Origin of the sequence: Streptococcus sp. SN-1, from assembly GCF_041154385.1 — a bacterium.
Taxonomy (GTDB): Bacteria; Bacillota; Bacilli; order Lactobacillales; family Streptococcaceae; genus Streptococcus; species Streptococcus mitis_CT.
The window spans coordinates 1674768-1700000 of the sequence record NZ_AP028929.1; the positions used below are offsets into that span (position 1 = coordinate 1674768).

24 protein-coding genes, 3 tRNA genes, 2 pseudogenes and 1 riboswitch are annotated in these 25233 nt (G+C 42.6%); of the genes and pseudogenes, 7 read left to right on the forward strand and 22 right to left on the reverse strand.

Annotated features, from left to right (window positions below):
• Positions 1 to 19: 19 nt before the first annotated feature.
• The 5 genes from ACAM22_RS07505 to ACAM22_RS07525 all read right to left on the reverse strand — a co-directional run bounded on the left by ACAM22_RS07505 (position 20) and on the right by ACAM22_RS07525 (position 5462).
• Positions 20 to 712 carry a sugar transferase gene (locus ACAM22_RS07505; RefSeq protein WP_369606636.1) on the reverse strand — a complete coding sequence of 231 codons (693 nt, stop codon included), beginning with the start codon at positions 710 to 712 and terminating at the stop codon, positions 20 to 22.
• 130 nt (positions 713 to 842) lie between these two features.
• The gene (locus ACAM22_RS07510; protein WP_369606637.1) at positions 843 to 2585 is read right to left on the reverse strand and encodes an ABC transporter ATP-binding protein; all 1743 of its coding nucleotides are present in this window, start codon (positions 2583 to 2585) and stop codon (positions 843 to 845) included.
• Complete coding sequence (locus ACAM22_RS07515) at positions 2575 to 4320, reverse strand: ABC transporter ATP-binding protein (RefSeq protein ID WP_369606638.1); 1746 nt, start codon at positions 4318 to 4320, stop codon at positions 2575 to 2577. Before ACAM22_RS07515 ends, ACAM22_RS07510 begins: the two co-directional genes overlap by 11 nt.
• A 54-nt stretch (positions 4321 to 4374) precedes the next feature.
• On the reverse strand, positions 4375 to 5010 hold the full coding sequence (locus ACAM22_RS07520; protein WP_000174451.1) for a DUF421 domain-containing protein: 636 nt from the start codon (positions 5008 to 5010) through the stop codon (positions 4375 to 4377).
• Positions 5007 to 5462, reverse strand: a complete 456-nt coding sequence (locus ACAM22_RS07525) for a DUF3290 family protein (protein ID WP_020900359.1) — start codon at positions 5460 to 5462, stop codon at positions 5007 to 5009. Before ACAM22_RS07525 ends, ACAM22_RS07520 begins: the two co-directional genes overlap by 4 nt.
• A gap of 133 nt (positions 5463 to 5595) precedes the next feature.
• Here ACAM22_RS07525 and ACAM22_RS07530 point away from each other — a divergent pair, with 133 nt between their 5' ends.
• From ACAM22_RS07530 to ACAM22_RS07545, 4 genes are all read left to right on the forward strand, one after another.
• Positions 5596 to 6423: an exodeoxyribonuclease III gene (locus ACAM22_RS07530; RefSeq protein WP_369606639.1), complete on the forward strand. Its 828-nt coding sequence runs from the start codon at positions 5596 to 5598 to the stop codon at positions 6421 to 6423.
• A gap of 13 nt (positions 6424 to 6436) precedes the next feature.
• The gene (locus ACAM22_RS07535; RefSeq protein WP_000386217.1) at positions 6437 to 6823 is read left to right on the forward strand and encodes a VOC family protein; all 387 of its coding nucleotides are present in this window, start codon (positions 6437 to 6439) and stop codon (positions 6821 to 6823) included.
• 329 nt (positions 6824 to 7152) lie between these two features.
• Positions 7153 to 7248, forward strand: a riboswitch (purine riboswitch).
• A 129-nt stretch (positions 7249 to 7377) separates the two neighbouring features.
• Complete coding sequence (locus ACAM22_RS07540; RefSeq protein ID WP_369606640.1) at positions 7378 to 7959, forward strand: xanthine phosphoribosyltransferase; 582 nt, start codon at positions 7378 to 7380, stop codon at positions 7957 to 7959.
• Positions 7959 to 9221 carry a nucleobase:cation symporter-2 family protein gene (locus ACAM22_RS07545; RefSeq protein ID WP_001194476.1) on the forward strand — a complete coding sequence of 421 codons (1263 nt, stop codon included), beginning with the start codon at positions 7959 to 7961 and terminating at the stop codon, positions 9219 to 9221. Before ACAM22_RS07540 ends, ACAM22_RS07545 begins: the two co-directional genes overlap by 1 nt.
• A 28-nt stretch (positions 9222 to 9249) precedes the next feature.
• Here ACAM22_RS07545 and ACAM22_RS07550 read toward each other — a convergent pair whose 3' ends face one another.
• From ACAM22_RS07550 to ACAM22_RS07560, 3 genes are all read right to left on the reverse strand, one after another.
• A complete protein-coding gene (locus ACAM22_RS07550; protein ID WP_000651223.1) occupies positions 9250 to 9654 on the reverse strand; it encodes a PaaI family thioesterase in 405 nt (134 codons plus the stop codon).
• A 69-nt stretch (positions 9655 to 9723) separates the two neighbouring features.
• Positions 9724 to 11205 (reverse strand): UDP-glucose--hexose-1-phosphate uridylyltransferase, encoded by a 1482-nt coding sequence (locus ACAM22_RS07555; protein ID WP_369606641.1) that lies wholly within the window; start codon positions 11203 to 11205, stop codon positions 9724 to 9726.
• An 18-nt stretch (positions 11206 to 11223) separates the two neighbouring features.
• Complete coding sequence (locus ACAM22_RS07560; RefSeq protein WP_369606642.1) at positions 11224 to 12402, reverse strand: galactokinase; 1179 nt, start codon at positions 12400 to 12402, stop codon at positions 11224 to 11226.
• Positions 12403 to 12566: 164 nt separating this feature from the next.
• On the opposite strand from ACAM22_RS07560, the gene galR reads away from it, so the two are divergent.
• Positions 12567 to 13571, forward strand: a complete 1005-nt coding sequence (galR, locus tag ACAM22_RS07565) for a DNA-binding transcriptional regulator GalR (RefSeq protein ID WP_369606643.1) — start codon at positions 12567 to 12569, stop codon at positions 13569 to 13571.
• 138 nt (positions 13572 to 13709) lie between these two features.
• On the opposite strand, the gene ACAM22_RS07570 is transcribed toward galR, so the two are convergent.
• Complete coding sequence (locus ACAM22_RS07570; RefSeq protein WP_369606644.1) at positions 13710 to 14600, reverse strand: cation diffusion facilitator family transporter; 891 nt, start codon at positions 14598 to 14600, stop codon at positions 13710 to 13712.
• Positions 14601 to 14732: 132 nt separating this feature from the next.
• Between ACAM22_RS07570 and ACAM22_RS07575 the strand changes: the two genes are divergently transcribed.
• A complete protein-coding gene (locus tag ACAM22_RS07575; protein WP_261050599.1) occupies positions 14733 to 15269 on the forward strand; it encodes a TetR/AcrR family transcriptional regulator in 537 nt (178 codons plus the stop codon).
• Between the two features lie 166 nt (positions 15270 to 15435).
• On the opposite strand, the pseudogene pnuC reads toward ACAM22_RS07575, so the two are convergent.
• The 10 genes and pseudogenes from pnuC to ACAM22_RS07625 all read right to left on the reverse strand — a co-directional run.
• Positions 15436 to 15639, reverse strand: a pseudogene (gene pnuC, locus ACAM22_RS07580) (nicotinamide riboside transporter PnuC); the annotation flags it as partial.
• 320 nt (positions 15640 to 15959) lie between these two features.
• Entirely contained in the window at positions 15960 to 16760 is an 801-nt protein-coding gene (locus ACAM22_RS07585; RefSeq protein ID WP_261050598.1) for an ABC transporter ATP-binding protein, read from the reverse strand.
• On the reverse strand, positions 16747 to 17583 hold the full coding sequence (locus ACAM22_RS07590) for an ABC transporter ATP-binding protein (RefSeq protein WP_000343048.1): 837 nt from the start codon (positions 17581 to 17583) through the stop codon (positions 16747 to 16749). Before ACAM22_RS07590 ends, ACAM22_RS07585 begins: the two co-directional genes overlap by 14 nt.
• Positions 17559 to 18350: an energy-coupling factor transporter transmembrane component T gene (locus ACAM22_RS07595; RefSeq protein WP_000130448.1), complete on the reverse strand. Its 792-nt coding sequence runs from the start codon at positions 18348 to 18350 to the stop codon at positions 17559 to 17561. The genes ACAM22_RS07590 and ACAM22_RS07595 overlap by 25 nt, the downstream gene beginning before the upstream one ends.
• Positions 18350 to 18952, reverse strand: coding sequence for a hypothetical protein (locus ACAM22_RS07600; RefSeq protein ID WP_033679755.1), 603 nt, complete (start codon positions 18950 to 18952; stop codon positions 18350 to 18352). The genes ACAM22_RS07595 and ACAM22_RS07600 overlap by 1 nt, the downstream gene beginning before the upstream one ends.
• Before the next feature lie 335 nt (positions 18953 to 19287).
• Positions 19288 to 20808: an ABC transporter permease/substrate-binding protein gene (locus tag ACAM22_RS07605; RefSeq protein ID WP_369606645.1), complete on the reverse strand. Its 1521-nt coding sequence runs from the start codon at positions 20806 to 20808 to the stop codon at positions 19288 to 19290.
• The gene (locus ACAM22_RS07610) at positions 20801 to 21529 is read right to left on the reverse strand and encodes an ABC transporter ATP-binding protein (protein WP_261229743.1); all 729 of its coding nucleotides are present in this window, start codon (positions 21527 to 21529) and stop codon (positions 20801 to 20803) included. Before ACAM22_RS07610 ends, ACAM22_RS07605 begins: the two co-directional genes overlap by 8 nt.
• Before the next feature lie 14 nt (positions 21530 to 21543).
• Positions 21544 to 21735, reverse strand: a pseudogene (locus tag ACAM22_RS07615) (polyketide cyclase); the annotation flags it as partial.
• Positions 21736 to 21771: 36 nt separating this feature from the next.
• Complete coding sequence (locus tag ACAM22_RS07620) at positions 21772 to 22215, reverse strand: MarR family winged helix-turn-helix transcriptional regulator (RefSeq protein WP_261229742.1); 444 nt, start codon at positions 22213 to 22215, stop codon at positions 21772 to 21774.
• A gap of 147 nt (positions 22216 to 22362) precedes the next feature.
• Entirely contained in the window at positions 22363 to 23556 is a 1194-nt protein-coding gene (locus tag ACAM22_RS07625) for an O-antigen ligase family protein (protein WP_369606646.1), read from the reverse strand.
• Between the two features lie 269 nt (positions 23557 to 23825).
• On the opposite strand from ACAM22_RS07625, the gene birA reads away from it, so the two are divergent.
• A complete protein-coding gene (birA, locus tag ACAM22_RS07630; RefSeq protein ID WP_369606647.1) occupies positions 23826 to 24761 on the forward strand; it encodes a bifunctional biotin--[acetyl-CoA-carboxylase] ligase/biotin operon repressor BirA in 936 nt (311 codons plus the stop codon).
• Positions 24762 to 24946: 185 nt separating this feature from the next.
• Here the strand turns inward: birA and ACAM22_RS07635 are convergent.
• The 3 genes from ACAM22_RS07635 to ACAM22_RS07645 form a co-directional block, all read right to left on the reverse strand.
• Positions 24947 to 25034: transfer RNA gene (locus ACAM22_RS07635), tRNA-Ser, on the reverse strand.
• Positions 25035 to 25040: 6 nt separating this feature from the next.
• Positions 25041 to 25114: transfer RNA gene (locus ACAM22_RS07640), tRNA-Ile, on the reverse strand.
• Positions 25115 to 25153: 39 nt separating this feature from the next.
• Positions 25154 to 25224 (reverse strand) — tRNA-Gly (locus tag ACAM22_RS07645).
• Between the last annotated feature and the right edge of the window lie 9 nt (positions 25225 to 25233).

Here is a 25233-nt window from a genome sequence, read left to right on the forward strand (position 1 = left end):
TCATTCTCTCATGACTACTTTATTTTAGCACTTCAAACACGGTTTGAAACATGATTTTGATGTCTCCAAGGAAACTAAACTCTCGGAGATAGGCAAGGTTATAGCGCATCTTTTCAGGGAGGACATGTTCAACATAGGCTTGGTCAACTGACAGTCCTTTCTCCGTCATTTGACTGATGATCGTATCCTCATCCTTATAGTTGATGCTGGCTGGAGAGGTAATCCCTGCTGGTAAAAGCAAGGTCGCCATCATTTCAGGGCTATACTGCTCTGTGTAACGTGGAACTTCAGGACGCGTCCCTACAAAGGACATCTCGCCTTTAAGAACATTGATCAGTTGAGGCAGTTCATCCAAACGGACACGGCGGATAAAATTGCCAACCTTGGTAATGCGGCTATCGTTAGCAGAAGTCACCAGACTCCCTTTTTTATCCGCATCCGTCACCATGGTACGAAACTTCCAAATCTTGAAAGGACGGTTGTACTGGGTCACGCGCTCTTGCTTGTAAATCACTGGCCCCTTGCTATCCAACTTGATCCATATGCTCAAGATGAGAAAGATAGGAGAGGTCAGAATCAGCAAAACTACGGCTAGAACCCAGTCCAAACAACGCTTGAAAATCAACGAACCCTTCCTTTTAGAGACAAGCTGGTAGTAAGACTCAACCTCGCTTGATTTCATTTCCACGGGCAAGTCTTCCCATTTCAGCATGCTGTTTCTCCTTTGTTTTTATTATACTATTTATCAACATTTTTCATTATACCACAAAATGGAAAAGGCGGTGAAAGAAATCTGTAATTTGAAGGATTTCCTTCTTATGCTCAATGAAAATCAAAGAGTATTAGGACATGGCCCCTGCTTGCAAACTATACATCTTGTGATAGGTTCCTCCCAATCCCAAAAGTTCCTCATGGGTTCCGCTCTCGATAATGCGCCCCTTGTCCAAAACATAGATGCAGTTGGCGTCTTGGATAGTAGAAAGGCGGTGGGCGATGGCAATGGTTGTCCGCCCCTGTCTCATCTTAGCCAGTGAATCTTGAACCAGACTTTCTGTTTCAGAGTCAATATTGGCTGTCGCTTCATCTAAAATCAAGATTTTAGGCTGACTGGCGACTGTTCTGGCAAAGGCAAGAAGCTGGCGCTGTCCAGTAGAAAAGCTCGAACCACGCTCGGAAACGGGTGCATCATAGCCTAAAGGAAGTTCTTGAATAAAAGAATCTGCATCCACGAAGGCTGCCGCAGCCTGGACCTGCTCATCACTGATCTCTTGGTACATGGCGATATTGGACTTAATAGTCCCATGATAGAGGAAGGGATCCTGCAAGACTAGACCGATATTTTTTCTCAACTCTTCCTGACTGTAGTTCCTGATATCCACATCATCCAAGAGAACTCGCCCTGACTGGAATTCATAAAAGCGCATGAGAACATTGATAATCGAAGATTTCCCAGAACCTGTATGCCCCACAAAAGCAATGGTCTCACCCTTGTTAACCGAAAAGGAAATATCATCCAGAATCGGATGTTTGCCATCATATGAGAAACACACATGTTCAAAACGTATATTGCCTTCTTGGATTTTGGCTTGCCCATCTTTCTGAAGAGGTTCATAGGTCCTCTCGTCTATCAGGGCAAAGACACGACCTGCAGAAACCATAGAAGTTTGAAGGGTTGAAAAGTTTTGCGTCACCTCAATCAAGGGGTCAAAGAGACGATTGATATACTGGATAAAGGCATACATGGTCCCGGCCGTTATTCCCAGATAAAGTCCACGATAGCCAAAATAAGCCATCAAGACCGCATAACCTAAGAGTTTCAGCAAACTCATGGCAGGTCTCAAAAAGAGGGCATCCAAGGCTACAGAACGGTTGGCGTAGACCAAGTGTTCTCGGTTGATCTCATCAAATTCCGCCTGCAGGCGTTTCTCTTGATTAAAGGCTTGGATTATTCTGATTCCTTCGATATTTTCAGCCAGCTTGCTATTGATATCTGACAAGAGACTTCTGGTTCTCTCAATGATTTTCACTGATTTTTTCCGATAGAGATTGACCAAAAGGAAAATCAAGGGGAGAAAGAGCAAGACTAATACTGTCAAACGAAAATCCAATACCAACATGGTATAAAGAGTTGTCAGAAAGATGAAAACTGCTGAGATAAAGCTAGATAAAATCCCCGAAAACATATCACTGATAGTCTCGGTGTCATTTGTCAAACGAGAGACGATAGAGCCTGCTGGCGTCTTGTCAAAATAAGACATGCCCAGCTTCTCCATATTGGCAAAGGCATCGCGACGAATATCCCTTACAATACTGTAGGATACCCTCGCAAAGAGAAGATTGCCGACATACTGGACCAGAGTTTGTAGGATATAAAGGCCATAGTAGGCCAGTAAAACGGTCACAGCAAGTTGGTTGAGATTGCTGAGATACTGGTCAATAAAGTGGGAAGCCACAAGGGGAATGACACTTTTGATGACCGTCGTCGCTAGGAGAAAACTGAGGGCCAAAAAGGTCAGGAGTCCATAAGGCTTGAGATAAGACATCAAGCGCTTCAATACAGTCCATTGTTCTTTCTTATTCTGCATCTTCTTCTCCCTTCATTTCCAACTGCTGAGACTGGTAGGTTTGGGCATACCAGCCATCTAGAGTTAGCAGTTCTTCGTGCGTTCCCCGTTCGATAATTTGACCATTTTGCAGAACCAAAATCAAATCTGCATGGACAACTGCACTAAGGCGATGAGCTGTGATAATGGTTGTCTTGTCCTTTCGCGTCTCCTTGAGGTTGTCAATAATCGCATACTCCGTCTTGGCATCCACGGCCGACAAAGAATCATCCAAAATCAAGATATCAGGGTCTAAAATCATAGCCCGACTCATGGCCAGACGCTGCTTTTGACCACCAGAAAGACTGACTCCCTTTTCACCAATCAGTGTATCAAATCCTTGAGGCATGGCTACAATGTCTTGGTAAACTTGGGCTAGCTTAGTCGCTTCCTCGACCGCTGAAAGGGGCAAGTTAGGTTTGCCAAAGCGGATATTGTCTAAAATCGAAGTCGCAAAGAGGAACTGGTCCTGAGGGACATAGCCCATAAGACTGCGAAGATCTGTCAGACGATAGTCACGAATATCGTGGCCATTCAGATAAATGGCTCCTTTATCCACATCGTATTCACGCAAGAGGAGTTTGATCAAGGACGTTTTTCCAGAGCCTGTCTGACCAACCAAGCCCAGGGTTTGCCCTTTTTCTAAACTAAAGTGAATATCCGTCAGTGTTTCCTCATTTTCAAATGCAAAGCTATCAATGGCATACTGCAAGCGCCCATTTTCAATACTGTCTAGAGGAAACTCAGGGTCTTGTACAGGTGATTCCTGAGACAAAAGTTCCTCAATCCGCTGATAGGAAACCTTCCCTCGCTGAGTGATATTAAAGAGGAAACCAATAGCCATAAGAGGCCAAACCAGCATATCCAAGTAGCTGATAAAGGTGACCAGATTCCCAACCGTGATTTGCCCTTTCTGAACCATCAAGGAGCCGACCAAGAGGGTTAAAACATAGGAAGAACCAACAAACAAGAGAACCATGGGGTCAAAGAGACTATCGTATTTCATGGTTTGGAGGTTCTTTTGGAAGGTCAATTCATTGACTTCCTGAAAGGACTTCAACTCATCTGCCTGATAACCGAAAGACTTGGTCACTTTAATACCTGATACAGACTCCTGTACCTTATTATTAAGTTCGGAAAAGGCAGCCTGTGATTCGCCAAAAGCCTTGTGGGTCTTTCTCCCTAGACGACTGGTCGCATAAGCCATGAAAGGTAAGGGTAAAATGGCAACTAGGGTCATTTGCCACGAAATGCTAAAGAGCATGGTCAGCAAGGTCACCAAAGCCGTGATAGAAGCATCCACCGCAGACATAACACCGCCTCCTGCCAGACGAGTCAAGGCATTGATATCGTTGGTTGCGTGTGCCATCAAGTCCCCCGTCCGATAGGTTTGATAAAAAGCTGGAGACATTCTTGTGAAATGCTCAAACAAGCGAGACCGCATAATCTGTCCCAAACGGTAGGAAGTCCCTAGAATATACATACGCCAAACATAGCGTAGATAGTACATCCCAAAGGCAGCAAGAAGCAAGTAAAATAGGTCAAGAAGGAGGTCCTGCTGGGTTAATTGCCCCGATGTGATGGCATCAATGACCCGCCCCATGACCATAGGTGGAATAAGATTGAGGACGGAAACCAAGACCAAGGCCACAATCCCGACTAGATAACGGCGTTTTTCTAACTTGAAAAACCACCAAAGTTTTTGAATAATGGACATAAAATCCCTTTCTGATTGCAAATAGAAACCTGAGGCCAAGACCCCAGGTTTTTCTTATTCATAGGTTACAACTGTGACGGCACCCTTGTCATACTCAGCGATAAAGATATTGGCCACATTGTCATGTCCTTGTTTGCTTAGATTATCAAGCAGCCACTCTTCGCTACGGCCAATCGATTCCAAAACATCGACTTGGATCACACCGTCAGTCACAACTGGATACTTAGGATTTTCATCCCCCATTTGGACCACGATGAGTTGGCCATTTTGCTCCTGCACAGCGCATTTGACCTGTTTCATCTGGAAAATCCCTTGGCTACGAAGTTTGAGAGCAACTTCTGCTGCAGACAAACCAACTGAACGACAGGCTTCTGGGTCAATCTGCCCATTTTTGATAAGGAGAGTTGGTTTTCCATCAATCAAGCGTTTGACAAAACGAACATTGTTATTGAGCCACTTTAGGGTCAAGACCAAAATCGTCCACATCATCAAAATCACTGCATACTGGAGAATACTGATAGAACTATTGTAAATCACCCCACCGATGATACCACCGAGAACATAGTTCTGAATTTGGTCTGTCGCAGAGTTAGGTGCTAGGTTCCCCTTTCCTGTCACATTGATAACAAAAACAAGCGAGAAGAGCCCCAAGGCCAGTTTGATTAAAATTTCCATATAATTGAGTGTCATTTGTTTACCTCCACCAATTCAATAGCATCTGTTTGATGCAATTCTAATTTCTCTAAAAGATACTTGTCTGGTTGGCTCCCGTTCATGGCACGATAGACATTTGAACCTACCTTGACAAGCGCTCCATCAGTGGCTGCAGAAGTATTGACATAGACTTCTGATTTATCCACTCCCAAGTCTTTGGAAACAACCTCTATGAAATGAAGGGAGGTTTGAAATTGATTGTTAGAGGCTTGATTGGTCTGGTATTTTGAAATTGTCACTAAAAGCATGGCCACTAAGGTCAAGGCCAAAATCATGACCAATTCCCGAAACTTAGTCCCCTTTTTATCTCGATAGGCCTTAAAGGCAAAAAATCCTGTGATAGCTAGGAGAACAATTCCAAAGCCAATCATGATTCCATTTTGCTGACTGATTTGGCTAAGTACATAGTCATATGAGTAAAATTTCATTTATTTTCACTCCCTTTCATAAAATCATTCTTCATTATAAACGAAAGAGAGTGATTTTTCAAGCCATACGTTGGGGAAATAGACCTTTTTTTGGTATAATAAAATCTATAATCTGAATGAAAAAGGTAACTTTATGAAACTTATCTCATGGAATATTGATTCCCTCAACGCAGCCCTAACGAGTGACTCAGCTCGTGCCAAATTGTCCCAAGAAGTCCTACAAACCTTGGTCGCTGAAAATGCTGATATCATCGCTATTCAAGAAACCAAACTTTCTGCTAAGGGGCCTACAAAGAAACATCTAGAAATTTTAGAAGAACTATTTCCAGGCTACGAAAACACGTGGCGCTCTTCCCAAGAGCCTGCCCGTAAAGGCTATGCTGGAACTATGTTCCTCTATAAGAAAGAACTTACGCCTACTGTCACTTTCCCAGAAATCGGTGCTCCTTCTACCATGGACTTGGAAGGCCGTATCATCACTCTAGAATTTGATGAATTTTTCGTAACACAAGTTTACACACCAAACGCTGGTGATGGCCTCAAACGCTTGGAAGAACGTCAAGTCTGGGATGTCAAATATGCAGAGTACTTGGCTAAACTAGACAAAGAAAAACCAGTTCTTGCAACCGGTGACTACAACGTAGCCCACAATGAAATCGACCTTGCAAATCCTGCTAGCAACCGCCGCTCACCTGGATTTACCGACGAGGAACGTGCTGGATTTACCAACCTTTTGGCATCAGGATTTACAGACACCTTCCGTCATATTCACGGCGATGTCCCTGAACGCTACACTTGGTGGGCACAACGCAGCAAGACTTCTAAAATCAACAATACAGGCTGGAGAATCGACTACTGGCTCACAAGTAATCGCATCGCTGACAAGGTGACCAAGTCTGACATGATTGATTCTGGTGCTCGCCAAGACCATACACCGATTGTCATGGAGATTGAACTCTAAGAGGAGAAAACGAATGGACTATCAAGCTGTCATTCCTGAATTTGTAGTATCTGACATCGAAAAATCACGCCACTTCTACTGCGACCTGCTAGGATTCTCTGTCGAATACGAGCGTCCAGAGGAGAAATTTCTCTTCCTCTCGCTTGAAGACTGCCAACTTATGCTAGAAGAAGGCAGCGCAGAAGAATTAGCTCAGCTGACCTATCCTTTCGGGCGCGGTGTCAATATTTCCTTTGGCATTGCAGATGTTCCTCAGCTCCACCAAAAACTGCTGGAAGCTGACTATCCTATCCATCGTCCCCTGACAAAAAGAGAATTTCGAGTAGGAGATAGCTTTATATATCCACATGAATTTGCAGTTTTGGACCCCGATGGCTATTTTTTAAGATTTAGCGAATAGAGAATAGAAAAAATCCTTCAAATCAGAAAAGGCATATTAGCAGGTCTTGAAGAAACTTGATAATATGTCTTTTATAATGAAAAAATCTTCTAATACTCTTCGAAAATCAAATTCAAACCACGTCAGCGTCGCCTTACCGTACTCAAGTACAGCCTGCGGCTAGCTTCCTAGTTTGCTCTTTGATTTTCATTGAGTATAAATGTTAGCCAATAAGTTAATCTTTGTCCGCTTTTCTTATATTTGTTCGTTTTTAAAACAAAAACACTAACAAAATATTTGATTTCTAAAGTTATTTAGTGTAAAATAAGAACATTGGCTCAAGCCTATTTAAAATTGAATATCATTTTACTTGTTTATGTCGTGAATTGGCACGACGTTTCTACAAGGTGCCGGAACACCTAACAATAAGTAAGTCAGAAGTGAGGTATGGTCGTTTTTGCCATGCCTATTTTGGGGACTTACTTAGAGATTAAGTAGGTCCTTTTTCTATCAGTTTTACTGGATATAAATCTGAAACAAGCAAATAGATTATCTTTTAGACTTTAGGAGGTCTTATGAAATTATTAGAAGAGCGCATCCTCAAGGATGGGCACATCTTGGGTGACAACATCCTCAAAGTGGATTCCTTTTTAACCCACCAAGTTGACTTTAGCTTGATGCGAGAGATCGGTAAGGTTTTTGCGGAAAAATTCGCTGCTGCTGGCATTACTAAGGTCGTGACCATTGAAGCGTCGGGGATTGCTCCTGCTGTTTTTACAGCTGAGGCCTTAAACGTTCCCATGATTTTCGCTAAAAAAGCTAAAAACATCACTATGAACGAAGGAATCTTAACTGCCGAAGTTTACTCCTTTACCAAGCAGGTAACCAGCACCGTTTCTATCGCTGGAAAATTCCTCTCACCAGAGGACAAGGTTTTGATTATCGACGACTTCCTTGCTAATGGCCAAGCTGCTAAAGGCTTGATTCAAATCATTGAACAAGCTGGTGCCACAGTCGAAGCTATCGGTATTGTGATTGAAAAATCCTTCCAAGATGGCCGTGATTTGCTTGAAAAAGCAGGCTACCCTGTACTATCACTTACTCGTTTGGATCGTTTTGAAAATGGTCAGGTCGTATTTAAGGAGGCAGATCTCTAATGCAAACTCAAGAAAAACATTCACAAGCAGCCGTTCTTGGCTTGCAGCACTTACTAGCCATGTACTCAGGATCTATCCTGGTTCCCATCATGATTGCGACAGCCCTTGGTTATTCAGCTGAGCAGTTGACCTACTTGATTTCCACAGATATCTTCATGTGTGGTGTGGCAACCTTCCTCCAACTCCAACTCAACAAATACTTTGGTATTGGACTACCAGTCGTTCTTGGAGTTGCCTTCCAATCAGTCGCTCCCTTGATTATGATTGGGCAAAGCCATGGTAGTGGTGCTATGTTTGGAGCCCTCATCGCATCAGGGATTTACGTAGTTCTTGTTTCAGGCATCTTCTCAAAAGTGGCCAATCTCTTCCCATCTATCGTAACAGGATCTGTTATTACCACTATTGGTTTAACCTTGATTCCTGTCGCTATTGGAAATATGGGAAATAACGTTCCAGAACCAACTGGTCAAAGTCTTCTGCTTGCAGCTATCACTGTTCTGATTATCCTCTTGATTAACATCTTTACCAAAGGATTTATCAAGTCTATCTCCATTTTGATTGGTCTGGTTGTTGGAACTGCCATTGCTGCTAGCATGGGCTTGGTTGACTTCTCTCCTGTTGCAGCAGCACCACTTGTCCATGTCCCAACTCCACTCTACTTTGGGATGCCAACCTTTGAAATCTCATCTATTGTCATGATGTGTATCATCGCAACGGTTTCTATGGTTGAGTCGACTGGTGTTTACCTAGCCTTGTCTGATATCACGAAGGACCCAATCGACAGCACGCGCCTTCGCAACGGTTACCGCGCAGAAGGCTTGGCCGTACTTCTCGGAGGAATCTTTAATACCTTCCCTTACACAGGATTTTCACAAAACGTTGGTTTGGTTAAATTGTCAGGTATCAAGACTCGCCTACCAATCTACTATGCAGCTGGTTTCCTGGTTCTCCTTGGACTCCTTCCTAAGTTTGGCGCCCTTGCCCAAATCATTCCGAGCCCTGTCCTTGGTGGTGCTATGCTGGTGATGTTTGGTTTTGTATCTATTCAAGGGATGCAAATCCTCGCCCGTGTTGACTTTGCTAACAATGAACATAACTTCCTTATCGCAGCAGTATCAATCGCAGCAGGTGTCGGACTCAATAACAGTAATCTCTTCATCAGCATGCCGACAGCCTTCCAAATGTTCTTCTCAAACGGAATCGTTGTAGCTAGCCTACTCGCCATTGTCCTCAATGCGGTACTAAATCATAAAAAGAAATAAGAAAAAGAGGTGCGAGCCTCTTTTTATGTTATATCCTTACCTGTCTGTCTTCTGACCGTTGGCCTGTGACAAACATGGTGAAGGTTGCTTTGCAGACATTTCTGCCTTCTTGATTGGTGATATCGACATCCACTACACAGGTTGTGCGACCTTGATGGACACATTCTCCTTTGATGGTCAGCACATCGTCGAGTTTTCCTGCTTTGAGGTAGTTGATAGAGGATTGGAGAGTCACTCCGTCTAGTCCTAGCGAAATGACCACCAAACCACTGATCTGATCACAAAGTGTAAAGAGATAGCCACCATGGGCATTGCCATAGTAGTTGAGCGACGAGTCCACTACTTTGGTCGTCACAACAACGTGACCATCTCTCATTTGTTCAATTTCGTAATTTTCAAAGGCAGATATAGCGTCAAAATGAAAATCTTTCATCGTTTCCTCCTGATATTTCAAACGACACTATGATACTACTTTTTATAGGACTGTGCAAGGAGAAAGCTCCTAGTCTGGCAAAATTCCGACCTGCTCTACAAAGCGCATAAAGGCTGTCTGACCTTGTTCCGTCTGCTTATAGACTCCTGCATCCTCAAGTACACGCGCAAAGATAGTACCCACAGAGTCCTTGACGATTTCAAGGGCTTTTTCTTTATCTGTTATGTCTGGATATTGACCTCTAAGTTGGTCTGCCCATTCCTGATGATAAGAGGCAACTGTATCAGCTTCTCCTACAAGATAGCTAGCAACTTGCTCCACTTCTTCTTTCAAACGTGGTGGCAAGATTGCCAAGCCCATGACCTCAATCAAGCCGATATTTTCCTTCTTGATATGTTGGACATCCTTATGGGGATGATAGATACCATCAGGATGCTCTGCAGAAGTCTGATTGTCCCGCAAGACCAAGTCCAACTCAAACTGGCCATTTCGTTTACGAGCAATTGGTGTGATGGTGTGATGCGGTGTCCCGTCTGTCTCTGCCAAAATCTGCACACTAGAATCTGAATACTGACGCCATTCCTGCAAAATCTTGTCAGCTAAATTGATCAAATCTTCTTTGGAATCCGAAGTCAAACGCAAGACTGACATGGGCCACTTGACAATCCCAGTCTTGACCTGCTCAAAACCAGCAAATTGAAAGGTCTTTTGCAAAGGAGCCAATTCCATAGGAAATATGTGACGGCCTCCCTGATAGTGATCATGAGTCAGAATAGAGCCACCCACAATCGGCAGGTCGGCATTAGAGCCTGCAAAATATCCTGGAAACTGCTCTACGATAGCCAGCAGACGTTCAAAACTCTGACGACTAATGGCCATGGGACGATGCTGGCCATCTAAGAAAATACAATGCTCATTAAAGTAAGCATAGGGCGAATACTGGAAGCCCCACTCCTGACCAGCCATTTCAAAACGGATAATACGGTGGTTGCTGCGAGCTGGGTGGTTAACTCGACCATGGTAACCCTCATTCTCTAGACAAAGCTGACACTGGGGATAATTGCTAGCTTGCACCAACTTGGCTGCCGCAATCTCTTTGGGATCCTTTTCAGGCTTAGAGAGGTTGATGGTAATTTCAAGTTCACCGTAATCAGATGGAACACGATAAGCGATATTCTTAGCAATGGCCTTGAGTTTGATGTAGTCATTTTTCTGACTGAGTTGGTAGAAGTCCGCTATCGCCTGCTCAGGAGATTGGGCGTAGGTTGCCCAAAAGTCACGATTGACCTGACTCGGACAAGGAGTTACCAAGTCTATCAATTCAGCACCGAGGATTTCACGCGCAGTCTGACTATCCTCAATCGTCTCTAATCGAACGGCTTCCTCAACCAGCTGGTCCTTGAGGTCAATCACTTTATCCAGATCCGTCTCAACTTCCAAAACACCGTCTCCCACTCGTGCCAAGACACGATTGGTCAGGTAGATTCGATCCATTTCCTCAAATGAACTTTCAGAAATGACATGTGTTACAAATTTATCTACTAAGGTCACTATAGAGCCTCCTTTTGACTAGTCAAGGACGCGAGTGCCACCTGCAACTTCAGCGATATAGAAGCTTGGAGCGTAGCCAACTACTTCCTCGTAGTGTTTGCCTACAGCTTCCTTAAAGGCATCAACAGCATCTTTTTGCACCAAAGCAATGGCACATCCGCCAAAACCTGCCCCTGTCATACGAGTACCGAGAACTCCTTCTTGTGCCCAAGCTGTGTGAACAAGGGTATCCAATTCCAAACCAGTTACTTCATAGTCATGCTCTAGGGAAACGTGTGACGCATTCATCAAACGACCAAATGTTTCCAAATCACCTGCCTGAAGGGCTGCTTGCGCTTTAAGGGTACGTTGATTTTCAAGCACAGCATGACGAGCACGTTTCAAACGATTTTCATCTTTAATCAGGTAGCTATATTGATCAAAGGCCCACTCGTCTAATTCACCCAGGGTCTTAATATCCAAGGCAACTTGCAATTCTTCCACTGCTTTTTCACACTCAGCACGGCGTTCATTGTACTTAGAGTCTGCTAGTTCACGACGTTTATTGGTGTTCATGATAACAACAACATTGTCTTTTAAATCAAGTGGCACCAAGTCATACTCTAAGGTGTTGGTATCTAGGTAAATAGCACGTTGGTCAGCTCCCATACCGATAGCAAACTGGTCCATGATACCAGAGTTGACTCCGATAAAGTTATTTTCTGTTTGTTTACCAATTTTAACCAAATCCAAACGATCTAATTTTAAATCAAAGAGATGCTCTGCCACTACCCCTGTCAAAAGTTCCAAGGATGCTGAAGAAGACAAGCCAGCACCATTTGGGATATTCCCATAAACATAAAAATCAAAACCTTTGTCAATCACGTGTCCAGCTTCTTGCAAGAAATGAAGAACTCCTTTTGGATAGTTGGTCCAGTTATGCTCTTTTTCAAACTTGAGGTCAGCTAGAGGTACTTCGATAATGCCCTTGTCCTCAAAGTTAGCTGAGTAGAAACGCAAGACTTGGTCATCACGCTTGCGAGCTGCACCGTAAGTTCCCAAGGAAATAGCAGCAGGAAAAACGTGCCCACCGTTGTAGTCCGTGTGTTCACCAATCAAATTGATACGACCTGGTGAAAAGAAGGTTTGGTCTGCTTCTTGATCAAAAACAGCAAGAAAGTCTTTACGAAGTGCTTCAGCAGTAAGATGTTGTGTCATATGATTTCTCCTTTGACTGTCCGTTAAGTCACCTTAACGTGTAATCGTTTTCTTCTATTGTATCCAAGGGATTTCCCAAGGTCAATCCTTTTTACTAAACTTTTACTAAACTATCGGTAAAAAGCAGAAAAATATGATATACTAACCTAAAAGAAGGAGGAGTTATGGCTACCTTAAAAGACATTGCACAGCTAGCCTCTGTCTCTATCGCGACCGTATCCCGTGTCCTCAACCGCGACCAGAGCCTATCTGTCACCGAAGAAACCAGACACCGTATTTTAACCGTTGCTGAAGAGCTGGGCTACACCAAGCACCTCAAGACAGGCGATTCCCACAAACCCAAGCAAAAGATTGCCATTATCCAATGGGTCAGCGAACAAGGGGAGTTGGACGACCTCTACTACTACCAGATTCGCCTAGGAATAGAAAAAAGAGCCCAAGAACTGGACTATGATATCTTACGCTATTTTAATGACCATCCTTTTACCCTGAGCGAAGAAGTGATTGGGATTCTCTGCATCGGAAAATTTAGCCGAGCTCAGATTTCCACCTTTGAGGAATACCAAAAGCCTCTTGTCTTTCTAGATAGTGATACTCTTTCACTAGGACACACCTGTATTATCACGGACTTTTATACTGCCATGAAACAGGTTGTCGATTATTTCCTCAGTCAAGGGATGAACCGTATCGGGATTCTAACAGGGCTTGAGGAAACAACCGATCAAGAAGAAATCATTGAGGATAAGCGGCTGGAAAATTTTAGGAACTACAGCCCAACAAAAGGGATCTATCATGATGAACTGGTCTTTCAAGGAAGCTTTACCGCCCAGTCTGGCTATGACTTAATGAAAGAGGCTATTCAGAGTTTGGGAGACCAACTGCCACCTGCCTTTTTTGCAGCTAGCGATAGTTTAGCCATCGGTGCCCTCCGTGCCCTCCAAGAAGCTGGAATCAGCCTACCAGACCATGTCAGCCTCATTTCCTTTAACGACACCAGCCTGACCAAGCAAGTCTATCCTCCCCTCTCTAGCATCACAGTTTATACTGAAGAAATGGGCCGAGCAGGTATGGATATTCTTAACAAGGAAGTACTCCACGGTCGCAAAATACCTAGCCTGACTATGCTGGGAACCAGACTGACATTGAGAGAGAGTACAAGGAATGATTAAGATATTAGAATCTAGGCAAAAACTAAATTTCAAGATAAAATGAAGTAAATATCCTCACAATAAAACGCATAGTATCATATTTTCAATGCCTGATACTATGCGCTTTTTACTTTTAAAGACTTTCCCCCAACCTCTTTTCTAATGTTGATGCCCATGAGGTTGCTCTAAGGCTGTTACCTTTCGCTTATGTTGCGCATGATTGCTTTGACTGGTGTCCACTTCGATGGTAATATTCTGAATTCCTCTTTCTTCTAAGAGCTGACGTACTTGATTCTTTGTTTCCGTCATCTGCCCCCAATCCTCTAAACAAAGATGGATAATGGCATTATTTTCCAGACCATCCATGGACCAAATGCTAAGTTGATTGACACTTTTGACATTAGTCAGAGCATCCAAATTCTTCTCCAAATCACCAGTCTCTACTCCTTCTGGCACAGCGTCCAAGAAAATCTTGAGCGCGCTCCAAAAGCGAGGAATGGCTTTTGTTAGAATGAAGATGGAAATGACAAGAGATAAGAGCGGATCAAGGATATACCAATCTGTAAATCGGAGGATAATCGCCACTAGAATGACAGCCAACCAACCAAGTGTATCTTCAAAAAAGTGCAGGCTGAGAATTGACTCGTTCTTTGTCTTTCCCTTACGAACTACTAGACTAGCTAGCACATTGATACTGACTGCAATAATTCCTAGCCAGAGGATACCTTCATCATTGACGGGCTGTGGATTAAAAAGTTTAGTTACATTTTCCAAAATCACTAGGATGGATCCTGTGATAAGAATCACAGCAGTCACCAGGGCCCCTAAAAGACTAAATCGCTTGTAACCCAAGGTGTACTGCCTATCTTCTTCTCGATTTGAGATCGTTTCCAAAGAGGCCGATATGCCAATGGCTATAGCATCTCCCAAGTCATGAACAGAATCAGCAAGAACAGCACTCGAACCAAAGATACCTCCTGTGATAAACTCAACAATAGCATAGCTTAAATTTAAGAAAAAAGCTATCCAAACAGTATATTTTGCCTTCATCTTTCTCATTCCTTTGTTATAATAGATTTATGAACACCTTCTTCATTATCATTATCCACTAAAACTTAAAGAAAGGATAGAAGCAAAATATCAGCTTTATTCAGTTCTGAACAATTTGCCTCAAGTGTCCATATGACTAACATTGACCGCCGTATCAGCAAAACAAAAAAAGCTATCTATCAAGCTTTTCTACAACTATTGAACGATAAGGGCTACGAGTCCACTACAGTTCAGGATATCATTGATCTCGCAGATGTGGGACGCTCCACCTTTTACTGTCACTATGAGAGTAAGGAACTACTTCTGGACGAGCTTTGCCGCTACCTCTTCCATCACCTCTTTGAAAGAGAGGAGTCCATTTCAACTAAGGTTTATCTCGCCCATCTCTTTCTTCATTTTCAGAAAAACCAAGACCATATCACCAGTCTGCTATTTTCCAAAAATGACTACTTCCTCCGTCAACTCCAGAGAGAGCTAGAACACCATGTCTATTCCGTGCTAGCTGATGATTTAAAAGAAGCTCACCCCAGTCTGCCTACTTCTTACATCCAACACTTGGTCGTGTCCAACTTTATCGAGACATTAACCTGGTGGCTCAAAAAAGGACAAGATTTTACAGACCAGGAAGTTGTCCAGTTTTATCTAGACCTTCTCATTCCTAAAAATTGAATAGCAAGTAAAGCTCGGTTGCCTTATTTCTAGGCTACTGAGTTTTTTATCTTTTCAACAACAAAAGAGGACCCGCCGATCCTCTTTTTCATAATATAAAATCCTGTATTGTCAACTCTATCTGTTTTATCCCAAGACTTAAAACAGTACTTTCAAACATCTTTTCCTAGTTAGGTAAATCCGTATTCTGCTTAGCAGCCTTGCTCCATTGATACCAACCAACTAGACTGTTAATGAGATAAATCAAGTATTTCCCTTGGATTTGCAGGCTTTCTCCCCACCAGAGATAGATTGAAAAGACATTAGTAGCAACCCAGAATATCCACTGTTCACGGTAAACAGCTGTCATGAGGATTTGCCCTACACCATTGAATGGGAACAGCTTAAGTTGGGAGACGAAGTTCGAATAGTGATGGGACAGTCTCCTAATTCAGAAAATTATACTGATGATCCTAATTGGCGCTAAAAATGCGAAGACCTATGAAGACCTATTTTGTATTAGTCAAACAAAAAATCCAAAAGAAATGGTATATGATTATGACCATGAAATAAAGTAAAATAAAACCGAGTGATCTGAGGAAGCACCCGATGATCATGAAACGTTATTAAACACAAAAGTCACCCATGTGAGTTCTTGCCAGAAGCTGAAGTTAATCCTTCAACCTGGAAAACCCGCAGAGGTGACTTTTTCTATACATCTCGATTTTTCTGGCAATAATCATTAACCGATAAATATGTCTGTGAATCACCCAGCGACTCCGCTATGTCCATAATCCGCGGTGGTAGTAATCCCACTCGCTGGACAAGTTCGTGATTGCTGAACAATTCCCGTGGACTGCCGGCGAAGCTAAACTTCCCGTGTTCCATAACATACACCGACTCAAACTCGGCGGCGACCCAATCCATGTCATGAGTGATGGTCACAACTTGGTGGCCCGAATCAGCCAACTGATGGAAAATTGCGGTCAACTTGCGCCGGCTTTCCCAATCAAGCGACATCATCGGCTCATCAAATAAATAAATCGCCGGATCCACTGCCAAAACTGTGGCAACGCTCAACAGCTTGCGTTCCGACAATGACAGGTCATATGGACTTTCAGCTGTTTTATCATCCAAGCCAACTCTTTTTAGAGCCGCTAAAGCCCGCCTCGTAATCGTGTCGTGGTCATCCATGACCTGCGCGACACTCCACTCCACCTCTCGTTGAACGGTCGGGTTGAAAAGCTGATCGTCAGGATTCTGAAAAGTAATCCCAACCTTCAGTAACTTTTCGACTGGTTTAAGATCATTAAAATTTTCTCCATCGATCTTAATCACACCGGTTTGTGGTGTCAGCAAGCCCGTCAACACTTTGAAGAGCGTTGATTTGCCGGCACCATTTTGGCCGACAATCGCCACCATCGGATCGGCGAAGTGTTTGTCTTCAACATCCAAGCTAAAGGACCGTTCCGGATAAGTGAACGTCAGGTGGCTAAGTTCAATTGTGGACATAACGAACCTCCTTCAGATCAGCGTAATTCACCGGATACCGGCCATCAGCCAAGTGCCAATCCATTTTTTGAGCAAGTTGCTGGATTGTAGGGGCTGGAATCTGCCAGTCAGCTGCCAAGTGATTAAACACCTCACCCGGCCTGCCCTGGGCTACCATTTGACCCTCGTGCAGCACCCACACAACGTCGGCGACTTCGCACAAATCGTCAATTTCACTGGTGACAATGAAGACAGTCGTCTCTTTGACTTGGGCCAGCCATTGGAAAAATTGCCGGCGGCCAAGGGGATCCATCTCACTGGTCGGATCATCCATAATCAAAACAGCCGGATTAGCCACAATCGCCGTGGCAATTGCCAACCGCTGGATCTGACCACCGGAAAGGCTCTCGGGACGCAAATTCAGCTGTTCAATCAGCCCCATTTGCGTGGCAACTTCTTCAACCCGTTTTTGAATCAGTCCTTCAGCCATTCCCTGATTAATCAAGTCAAAGGCGATTTCATCGGCAACCGTGTCTGCCAAACCGCTTAGTTGGCCAGCTGGATTTTGCAGTACAACTCCATTCATGGCATTATAAACGGGCCAATTGTCGGACACTCGCTGGCCAAACATGTGCCAATCGCCCTCAATCTCAGCAGACACAATTTTGGGAATGACCCCTGCCAGCACACGGCACAAAGTCGATTTGCCGGAGTGGCTATTCCCGATAATCCCAACCACCTGGCCGGTATGAACCTCCGCGTTAATCTGACGCAGTTGTGGTTGCTCAGTACCCGGATAACGGGTGGTCAAATTTTCAATTACAATCCGTTTATCTTCGTCCATATCTTCCACCCAATCAATAAAATTGCCAATCCAGTCAGACCAATGTGCAGCGTCCGCGACAGGCGATACACGCGCTGGGAGGTTCTGACAGTCCGGTTGAGATTATCAAAACCTCTCAGTTGGAGAGAAATCGACCGCGTCATCGATTGATCCAAGGTCTTAATCACCAATGGAATTAGAACCGGCAGGACTGACTTTAATTTCTGAATCAACGTTTTTTGCGGATTGGTTCCGCGAACTTTTTGTGCCTGCTGGATTTTCCGCATATTGCGCATCATTTCCGGCAAAATATAACACACCGACATCAGAACGTAGACGGTTTTATAAGACAATCCGGACAGTTCCAAATAGGCCGCGTTTTCTGAAATACTCGTGGTCACCATAAAAAAGCCACTGGTCAAAATAATTACCAATACTCGACAACCCAGAGTGGTGGCGTAAATCAGGCCTTCTTTGTAGAACGACACCCCAAGCACAGAAAACAGCACAGTTTGATTCCGACTGTAAAATAACCCTTGGATGATCAGCATGGTGCAAATCAGAAACAGGCTGAATCCCAGCGCCTTAAAGGTGGTAGAACTCAATTTGGAAAATAACAATAGCAGTGTTGCGACAAGAATTAATCCGGCCTGAAGCAATAAATTCATACTGGCAAAGCTCAACAACGTCATGTCCAAGATGAACAAGAGCTTAGTAATCGGATCGATCACCTGGTACCACTTGAGCTTGACCCGTGGCGCTCCAGAAATCAATGTTTTATCAGTCATCATTTATCATCGCTAAAGAAGTGCACCATCCGCTTCGGCAGCTGACGATAGATGAAGAATGACAGGTAGGCCACGCAGACTTTATCCAAAATATCCAAGACAAACTCATCGGTAAATGAGGCCAGCCACACTGGTGCATGATTGGCGACCATTACCGCAAACAATGAGTCACCCCAAGCGATACCGGTCTGACCACCCCAAAAGATGACGTTGAGTGGCGTTGAAATGACAGCTGAAACGATGGCAATAATAATAGCAGAAACAAATACTCGTCGCGCTGACGAGAACCACCCATTGGCGTGCAAAACTCCGACAGCAATCCCAATTCCGATGCTGGTAATCGCATACACGGTTGAAATTGGCGATAAGGTCAGCCCATAGATCACGTTGTTGATGAAACCACTAATGGCACCGGCAACCGGCCCAGCCAACATGCTGGTAAGAAAGGTTCCCAAAGACCCCAGCCAAACGGGCAACTTTAACCCCTCCGCCAAGGCTTTGGCAACATAGTTAATCCCCACGGCAGCGGGAATCAAAGTCATGGTAGCAGCACTTAACTTAAATTTCCACATACTGGTACGATGAATCGGTTCTGTTTTCATAATCTTCTCCTTTTGTTTTTAAAGAGCCGTGTCTGGATAGACTTTCGGACGCAACGCTCTATTATATATCTACTGAACTGTCTATACACAAGATTTCCAGCCTTAGTCGACATGAGCTGGAAATCTTTATTTGTTAAGTAGTTCACAACACATTATACACCTATTTTGTGAATAGTCAAGTGTATTTACAGTAAAATTTTAGAAAATCCTAAAAATTTCTCTTATTTTCCATTTTTAATGACATTTAATAACTCTAACTTAAAAAAGCCCAGACAACATTGTCTGAGCGTTCTTCTATATAGTCGTTTAAGTAAGTTGAACTTACGATTCTCAAGCTATTTCTTCAACAAACCTTGTTCTTGTAGAAACTCCTTGGCTACTTGTTCTGCTGACTTGCCTTCAACACCGACTTGGTAGTTGAGCTGGCTCATCTGGCTTTCAGTAATTTTACCAGCCAATTTATTGAGAACTGTTTCCAACTCTGGATGGTTCTTGAGAAGAGCTTCTTTCATCAGTGGAGCCCCTTGGTAAGGTGGGAAGAGTTGCTTGTCATCTTCCAAGACTTGCAAATCATAACGCGCCAACTCTGCATCGGTTGAATAGGCGTCCGTGATTTGAATATCGCCTGACTGAATAGCCTGATAGCGAAGGGCTGGCTCCATGGTCGCTACATTGAGATTGAGACCGTACATTGATTGCAAGCCCTTATTTCCATCTTCACGGTCATTAAACTCAAGGGTAAATCCAGCCTTCAGCTGCCCTTCCACTTTTTTCAAGTCCGAAATGGTCTTCAAGCCGTATTCTTGAGCAATCTTTTTCGGAACAGCTACAGCATAGGTATTCTGATAAGACATGGGTTTAAGATAGGCTAGATGATCCTGCTTAGCAATACCATCACGCGCCACCTGATAAACCTGATCTGGCTCATGACTCACTTTCGGTGATGGTTGAAGTAGACTTTCAGTCACCGTACCAGTAAATTCAGGATAGATGTCAATATCGCCTTTTTTCAGAGCTTCATAGAGAAAGCTTGTTTTCCCAAAATTTGGTTTAACAGTCGCAGTCATACTGGTATTTTCTTCAATAAGGAGTTTATACATATTGGCCAAAATTTCTGGTTCTGGCCCCAATTTCCCAGCAATGATCAAGTTCTCTTTGTCTTTTTGAGACAAAAGAGCTGGACTATAAGACAAACCGAGCAATATTGTCACCAAGGCAAAACCAGAAAAAATCGTCCGCAATTTTGCTTTTTCCATCACTTTTAGTAGGAAGTTAAAGGCAATGGCTAGCACTGCAGAAGAAAGGGCCCCAATCAAAATCAAACTGGCATTATTACGGTCAATTCCCAAAAGGATAAAGGAACCCAGTCCCCCTGCCCCAATCAAGGCCGCCAAGGTTGCCGTACCGATAATCAAGACAGCTGCCGTCCGAATTCCAGACATCATAACAGGCATAGCAAGTGGAATTTCAAACTTCTTGAGTCGCTCCCACCTAGTCATCCCAAAGGCAATCCCAGCCTCTTGTAGACTTGGATCAATTCCCTTGAGTCCAGTGATAGTATTTTGCAAAATCGGAAAAATCGCATAAATCACTAGTGCTGTCAAAGCAGGCAAGGTTCCAATTCCCATCAAAGGAATAAAGAGCCCCAACAAGGCCAGAGACGGGATGGTCTGGAAAATCCCTGCAATCTGCAAGACCCAATCCGCCAACTTCTCATGAAAGCGAAGATAAACAGCCAAGGGAATCGCGATAAAAATAGCTAGTAACAAGGTTAAAAGTGACAACTGCAAATGTTGAGATAGAGCTGTCAACCAATCACTAAAACGATCCTGAAAAGTTGCAATTAAATTAGTCATGAACACTACCTCCAAACAAGTCTGCTACAAAGTCTGTGGCAGGCGCTTTTAAAATGGTCTCGGGATTCGCTACCTGGCGAATCTCCCCATCCTGTAAAACAGCAATACGGTCCGCCAATTTCAAAGCTTCATCCGTATCATGGGTTACAAAAATTGTTGTCATCCCAAACTCTTTATGCAATTCTTTAGTCAGAACCTGCAACTGTTTTCTCGAAATAGCATCAAGAGCCGAAAAAGGCTCATCCATGAGGAGAATCTTAGGCTGACCAATCATAGCACGAACAATACCTACCCGTTGCTGTTCTCCACCAGATAATTCACTAGGCAAACGATGCCCATACTCAGCTACTGGTAAACCAACCTTTGCCAAAAGCTCTTCAGTTTTCTGAGCAATTTCTTCCTTAGTCCATCCCTTCATCTCAGGAATCAGGGCAATATTTTCCGCAACCGTTAGATTAGGAAAGAGAGCAATAGCCTGTAAAACATAACCAGTAGAAAGACGAAGTTCACGCTCATCATAGTCTTTGATGCGCTTGCCATCCATATAAATATTTCCATCAGTTGGTTCCAAGAGGCGGTTGACCATCTTAATCATGGTTGTCTTACCGGACCCAGATGGCCCAACTAAAACCATAAACTCTCCATTCTCAATCTGTAAATTGACATCTCTTAAGATATCTTTTTCTGTGTAGCGTAGCGCTACATTTTTGTATTCAATCATTCTTTGTCCTCAATTTAAAACTTTCCTCGGTTGGTCAAATCTTCAACCTTTGGCATAATTTCCTTATTATCCCAATGCTCCACAATTTTCCCATTTTCTAGACGGAAAATATCGTACTGGGCATAAGCAAGGCCATCAATCTGAACCTGGCCATAGCTAACCACATAATTTCCTTGTCCCAAAAGCTGGAAAACAAAGTCAAAAGTGGCCTTTACTTATAAACAGTTAATTTTTGCTCTATTCTAATCCTCATTTTCTTCCTCTTTCAGATTAGCCAAAATTCTTTCTTGAAAGGCTTCAAACTGCCGAATTTCTTCCTCTGAAAATCCTTTGTAAAAGATCGTATCCAATTTCTGACTGACACATTGCCCCACTTCTTTTTGTGACTGCCCCAAATCTGTTAAAACTAGATACTTCTTACGCTTGTCTTTCTCACATGGAATAACAGTTACAAGCTTTTGTTCCTCTAGCTTTTTTATCATAGTCGTCAGCGTATTATTAGCAAGCCCCGTCGCAAGCGCGATATCTGTCGCAGTTGCGCAGCCAGTTTCACTATTCCATAAAACCGCTAAAATCTTACCCTGTTCACCCCTATAAAGAGCTTCAGGATCTTGGCTCAGTAACTTTTGAAAAATCCGCCCATTCAACAAACGAATATGATGGGCTAGCAAATGACTATCTTTCATAACACCTCCAATTTATTTCGATATCGAAATGAATAAAATAATTGTAACACTCATTGTTCTAACTGTCAACTATTTCGATTTAGAAATAATTTTTCCAAGTAAAAAAATCTCCTACCCAAGGCAGAAGAATTTTTTAATCTTATAAACTTAATCCGTCATGTCCGATACCAAAGTTCGATGCTCCAACGGAATACTGCACATAACTAGCAAGAAAATAAAACCTGACTGAATCCAGAAGAGGGCCAGATCAAAGATTCCGTGCACAGCAACCACTGTAAGGAAAGATAGATAAAGACCGATAATCGGACGTTTCCCCGACTCCTGACTCATATCCATCATCAAGCGAACAGGAGCAACAGAAGATAAAACTAATAAAATAGTTCCCACAATTCCGTAACTCAGAATCGTATCAATGTAAAGGCTGTGAGCATGTTCATGATAAGGAGCATGTATCCGAGGATACGAGTGCATGTAGGTCAATGGCCCCTCACCCCAAAAAGGATTTTGCTTAAACAAGGCCATTCCAGCATCCCAGATAGAAATGCGTTCTTCCATAGAAGAGTCTAAAGTCCCCATCCGAACTCCCAAATCACTAGAAAAGAGGAAGCTCAAGCCAATCGCAAAGACCCCAATACTAAGCCAAAAAGCCTTCCAGTTTTTAATGGTCGTAAAGAGATAGATAATTGCTCCAGCGATAATAGCAGGAAATGCAGTTCGATTTTGCGTAAAGTTCAAACCAAAGAGATTAACAAAGCCTGCAATCACACAGAATACTTTCAACCAATTCAACTTGGTCGTTGTAAACAGATAGAAGGCAATCATGATACAGAAACAACAAATAATTCCATAATAATTAGGATTAAAGAAAGTCACTTCTGCCCGATTCTGATGCCACACCTGCATATTGGGTGAAAGAAAAGCATAGTTAAATTTCTTCACAATTTGGAAATGTTCTAAACTCGCAAAAGCAGCTGACAAGACGCTACCAAACAAGACGAGCTGCAAAATCAATCGAAAGAATTTATGTGATAAAATCGACTGATAGTGCAAAAAGAAAACAGTAAATAGAAAAATTCCTACTGAAGCCACAACTCCCATCCAATTTTGTGCAAAAACGGATATAACAGTACTATAGCCAAGAAAAAGAAGCAGCATCGGATGCTCCCCCATTTTCTGAAGAATACTTTTCATGTCTCCTGTAAAAATCAAACTGATAATATATAAACAGAATACAACTACAAAAAGATAAAAGGGTAAAAAGATACTCAGGATAATTCCCAATAAAGTCAGCTCTTTACTAGACAACCCTTTCAGCTTTTCAATAAAGCCTATTGATTTCAAAATGAATCCTTTCTCTCCAAATCAGCTGATTCAGATAATAGTAAGCTATCCTATATTATACCACTTTTTGAGCAATTTGAAAACAAAGGAAACGCTTCCTAGTTAAAAAAGGAGCAAAAATACTGAGATTTCACACCTCAAGCTTAATGACTACATTTACTCTAAGAAAATCATACCGTAAATACTAGGCATATGTTAAAATAGTAGTAATTAAGCAACTAGCCAAACTAGATTCAAATCAGATACTATTCCTAAAGAAAGGAAACACTATGAAATCCTACCAAGCTGTCTACCAGATTCTAGCTAAAGAAACCGACTATATCAGCGGAGAAAAAATCGCAGAAGAACTATCTCTAAGCCGAACGTCAATTTGGAAAGCCATCAAGCGTCTAGAACAAGAAGGCATTGAAATTGATAGTATCAAAAACAAAGGATATAAACTAGTGAATGGAGACCTTATTCTTCCAGAGATTCTAGAAGAAAACCTTCCAATTAAAGTCAGTTTTAAACCCGAAACAAAATCAACACAGTTGGATGCAAAAGAAGCAATTGATTTAGGGGATAAAACAAACACTCTCTACCTATCTTCCTATCAAACAGCAGGACGAGGTCGCTTTCAACGTTCTTTCTACTCACCACAAGGTGGTATTTATATGACACTCCATCTTAAACCAAATCTCCCTTACGACAAATTACCATCCTACACACTACTTGTAGCAGGAGCTATCTACAAAGCCATTAAGAACCTAACTTTAATAGATGCCGATATAAAATGGGTCAATGATATCTACCTAAACAATCATAAAATTGGAGGAATCCTTACTGAAGCAATGACCTCTGTAGAAACTGGCTTAGTCACAGATATCATTATTGGAGTAGGGATCAACTTTACAATTAAAGACTTCCCTCAGGAATTAAAAGAAAAAGCTGCTAGTTTATTTAAAACACCAGCACCTATTACCAGAAATGAATTAATCATAGAAATCTGGCGGACTTTCTTCGAAACACCAGCAGAAGAACTATTATACCTATACAAAAAACAGTCATTCGTTCTAGGAAAAGAAGTTACTTTCACACTAGATCAAAAAGACTACAAGGGACTTGCTAAAGACATCTCTGAAACTGGAAAACTTCTAGTTCAATGTGATAACGGAAAAGAAATCTGGCTCAATAGCGGAGAAATTTCACTCAAGAGTTGGAAGTAATAATAAACTAGCACAACCATAAAATCAACAATATATACAAATTTTAGTATTTCTTCAGCCCACTACAGTTGACAAAGAGCGCAAAAAAACTTCAGATAAGTAATCCAATTAAGTTTTACAAATCTGAAGTTTTTATTCTACTATTCTTAAAAATACAAAAAAAGAGCTATAAACTCTCAATAAAACGGAGAATAAGGGATTCGAACCCTTGCGCCAGTTACCCGACCTAACGATTTAGCAAACCGTCCTCTTCAGCCTCTTGAGTAATTCTCCTATTAATGGGCACGAGTGGACTCGAACCACCGACCTCACGCTTATCAGGCGTGCGCTCTAACCACCTGAGCTACGCGCCCAAGTTAAAAACTTGGTAATGTAATTTGAACAAAGTTCAAAGCGGGTGACGAGAATCGAACTCGCGACAACAGCTTGGAAGGCTGTAGTTTTACCACTAAACTACACCCGCATACATACT

What these genes read in the sequence shown, in the direction of transcription:
- ACAM22_RS07505 (WP_369606636.1), bottom strand. Translation starts at nt 712, where the DNA reads ATGCTGAAATGGGAAGACTTGCCCGTGGAAATGAAATCAAGCGAGGTT.
- ACAM22_RS07510 (WP_369606637.1), bottom strand. Translation starts at nt 2,585, where the DNA reads ATGCAGAATAAGAAAGAACAATGGACTGTATTGAAGCGCTTGATGTCT.
- ACAM22_RS07515 (WP_369606638.1), bottom strand. Translation starts at nt 4,320, where the DNA reads ATGTCCATTATTCAAAAACTTTGGTGGTTTTTCAAGTTAGAAAAACGC.
- ACAM22_RS07520 (WP_000174451.1), bottom strand. Translation starts at nt 5,010, where the DNA reads ATGACACTCAATTATATGGAAATTTTAATCAAACTGGCCTTGGGGCTC.
- ACAM22_RS07525 (WP_020900359.1), bottom strand. Translation starts at nt 5,462, where the DNA reads ATGAAATTTTACTCATATGACTATGTACTTAGCCAAATCAGTCAGCAA.
- ACAM22_RS07530 (WP_369606639.1), top strand. Translation starts at nt 5,596, where the DNA reads ATGAAACTTATCTCATGGAATATTGATTCCCTCAACGCAGCCCTAACG.
- ACAM22_RS07535 (WP_000386217.1), top strand. Translation starts at nt 6,437, where the DNA reads ATGGACTATCAAGCTGTCATTCCTGAATTTGTAGTATCTGACATCGAA.
- ACAM22_RS07540 (WP_369606640.1), top strand. Translation starts at nt 7,378, where the DNA reads ATGAAATTATTAGAAGAGCGCATCCTCAAGGATGGGCACATCTTGGGT.
- ACAM22_RS07545 (WP_001194476.1), top strand. Translation starts at nt 7,959, where the DNA reads ATGCAAACTCAAGAAAAACATTCACAAGCAGCCGTTCTTGGCTTGCAG.
- ACAM22_RS07550 (WP_000651223.1), bottom strand. Translation starts at nt 9,654, where the DNA reads ATGAAAGATTTTCATTTTGACGCTATATCTGCCTTTGAAAATTACGAA.
- ACAM22_RS07560 (WP_369606642.1), bottom strand. Translation starts at nt 12,402, where the DNA reads ATGACACAACATCTTACTGCTGAAGCACTTCGTAAAGACTTTCTTGCT.
- galR (WP_369606643.1), top strand. Translation starts at nt 12,567, where the DNA reads ATGGCTACCTTAAAAGACATTGCACAGCTAGCCTCTGTCTCTATCGCG.
- ACAM22_RS07570 (WP_369606644.1), bottom strand. Translation starts at nt 14,600, where the DNA reads ATGAAGGCAAAATATACTGTTTGGATAGCTTTTTTCTTAAATTTAAGC.
- ACAM22_RS07575 (WP_261050599.1), top strand. Translation starts at nt 14,733, where the DNA reads ATGACTAACATTGACCGCCGTATCAGCAAAACAAAAAAAGCTATCTAT.
- ACAM22_RS07585 (WP_261050598.1), bottom strand. Translation starts at nt 16,760, where the DNA reads ATGTCCACAATTGAACTTAGCCACCTGACGTTCACTTATCCGGAACGG.
- ACAM22_RS07590 (WP_000343048.1), bottom strand. Translation starts at nt 17,583, where the DNA reads ATGGACGAAGATAAACGGATTGTAATTGAAAATTTGACCACCCGTTAT.
- ACAM22_RS07595 (WP_000130448.1), bottom strand. Translation starts at nt 18,350, where the DNA reads ATGACTGATAAAACATTGATTTCTGGAGCGCCACGGGTCAAGCTCAAG.
- ACAM22_RS07600 (WP_033679755.1), bottom strand. Translation starts at nt 18,952, where the DNA reads ATGAAAACAGAACCGATTCATCGTACCAGTATGTGGAAATTTAAGTTA.
- ACAM22_RS07605 (WP_369606645.1), bottom strand. Translation starts at nt 20,808, where the DNA reads ATGACTAATTTAATTGCAACTTTTCAGGATCGTTTTAGTGATTGGTTG.
- ACAM22_RS07610 (WP_261229743.1), bottom strand. Translation starts at nt 21,529, where the DNA reads ATGATTGAATACAAAAATGTAGCGCTACGCTACACAGAAAAAGATATC.
- ACAM22_RS07620 (WP_261229742.1), bottom strand. Translation starts at nt 22,215, where the DNA reads ATGAAAGATAGTCATTTGCTAGCCCATCATATTCGTTTGTTGAATGGG.
- birA (WP_369606647.1), top strand. Translation starts at nt 23,826, where the DNA reads ATGAAATCCTACCAAGCTGTCTACCAGATTCTAGCTAAAGAAACCGAC.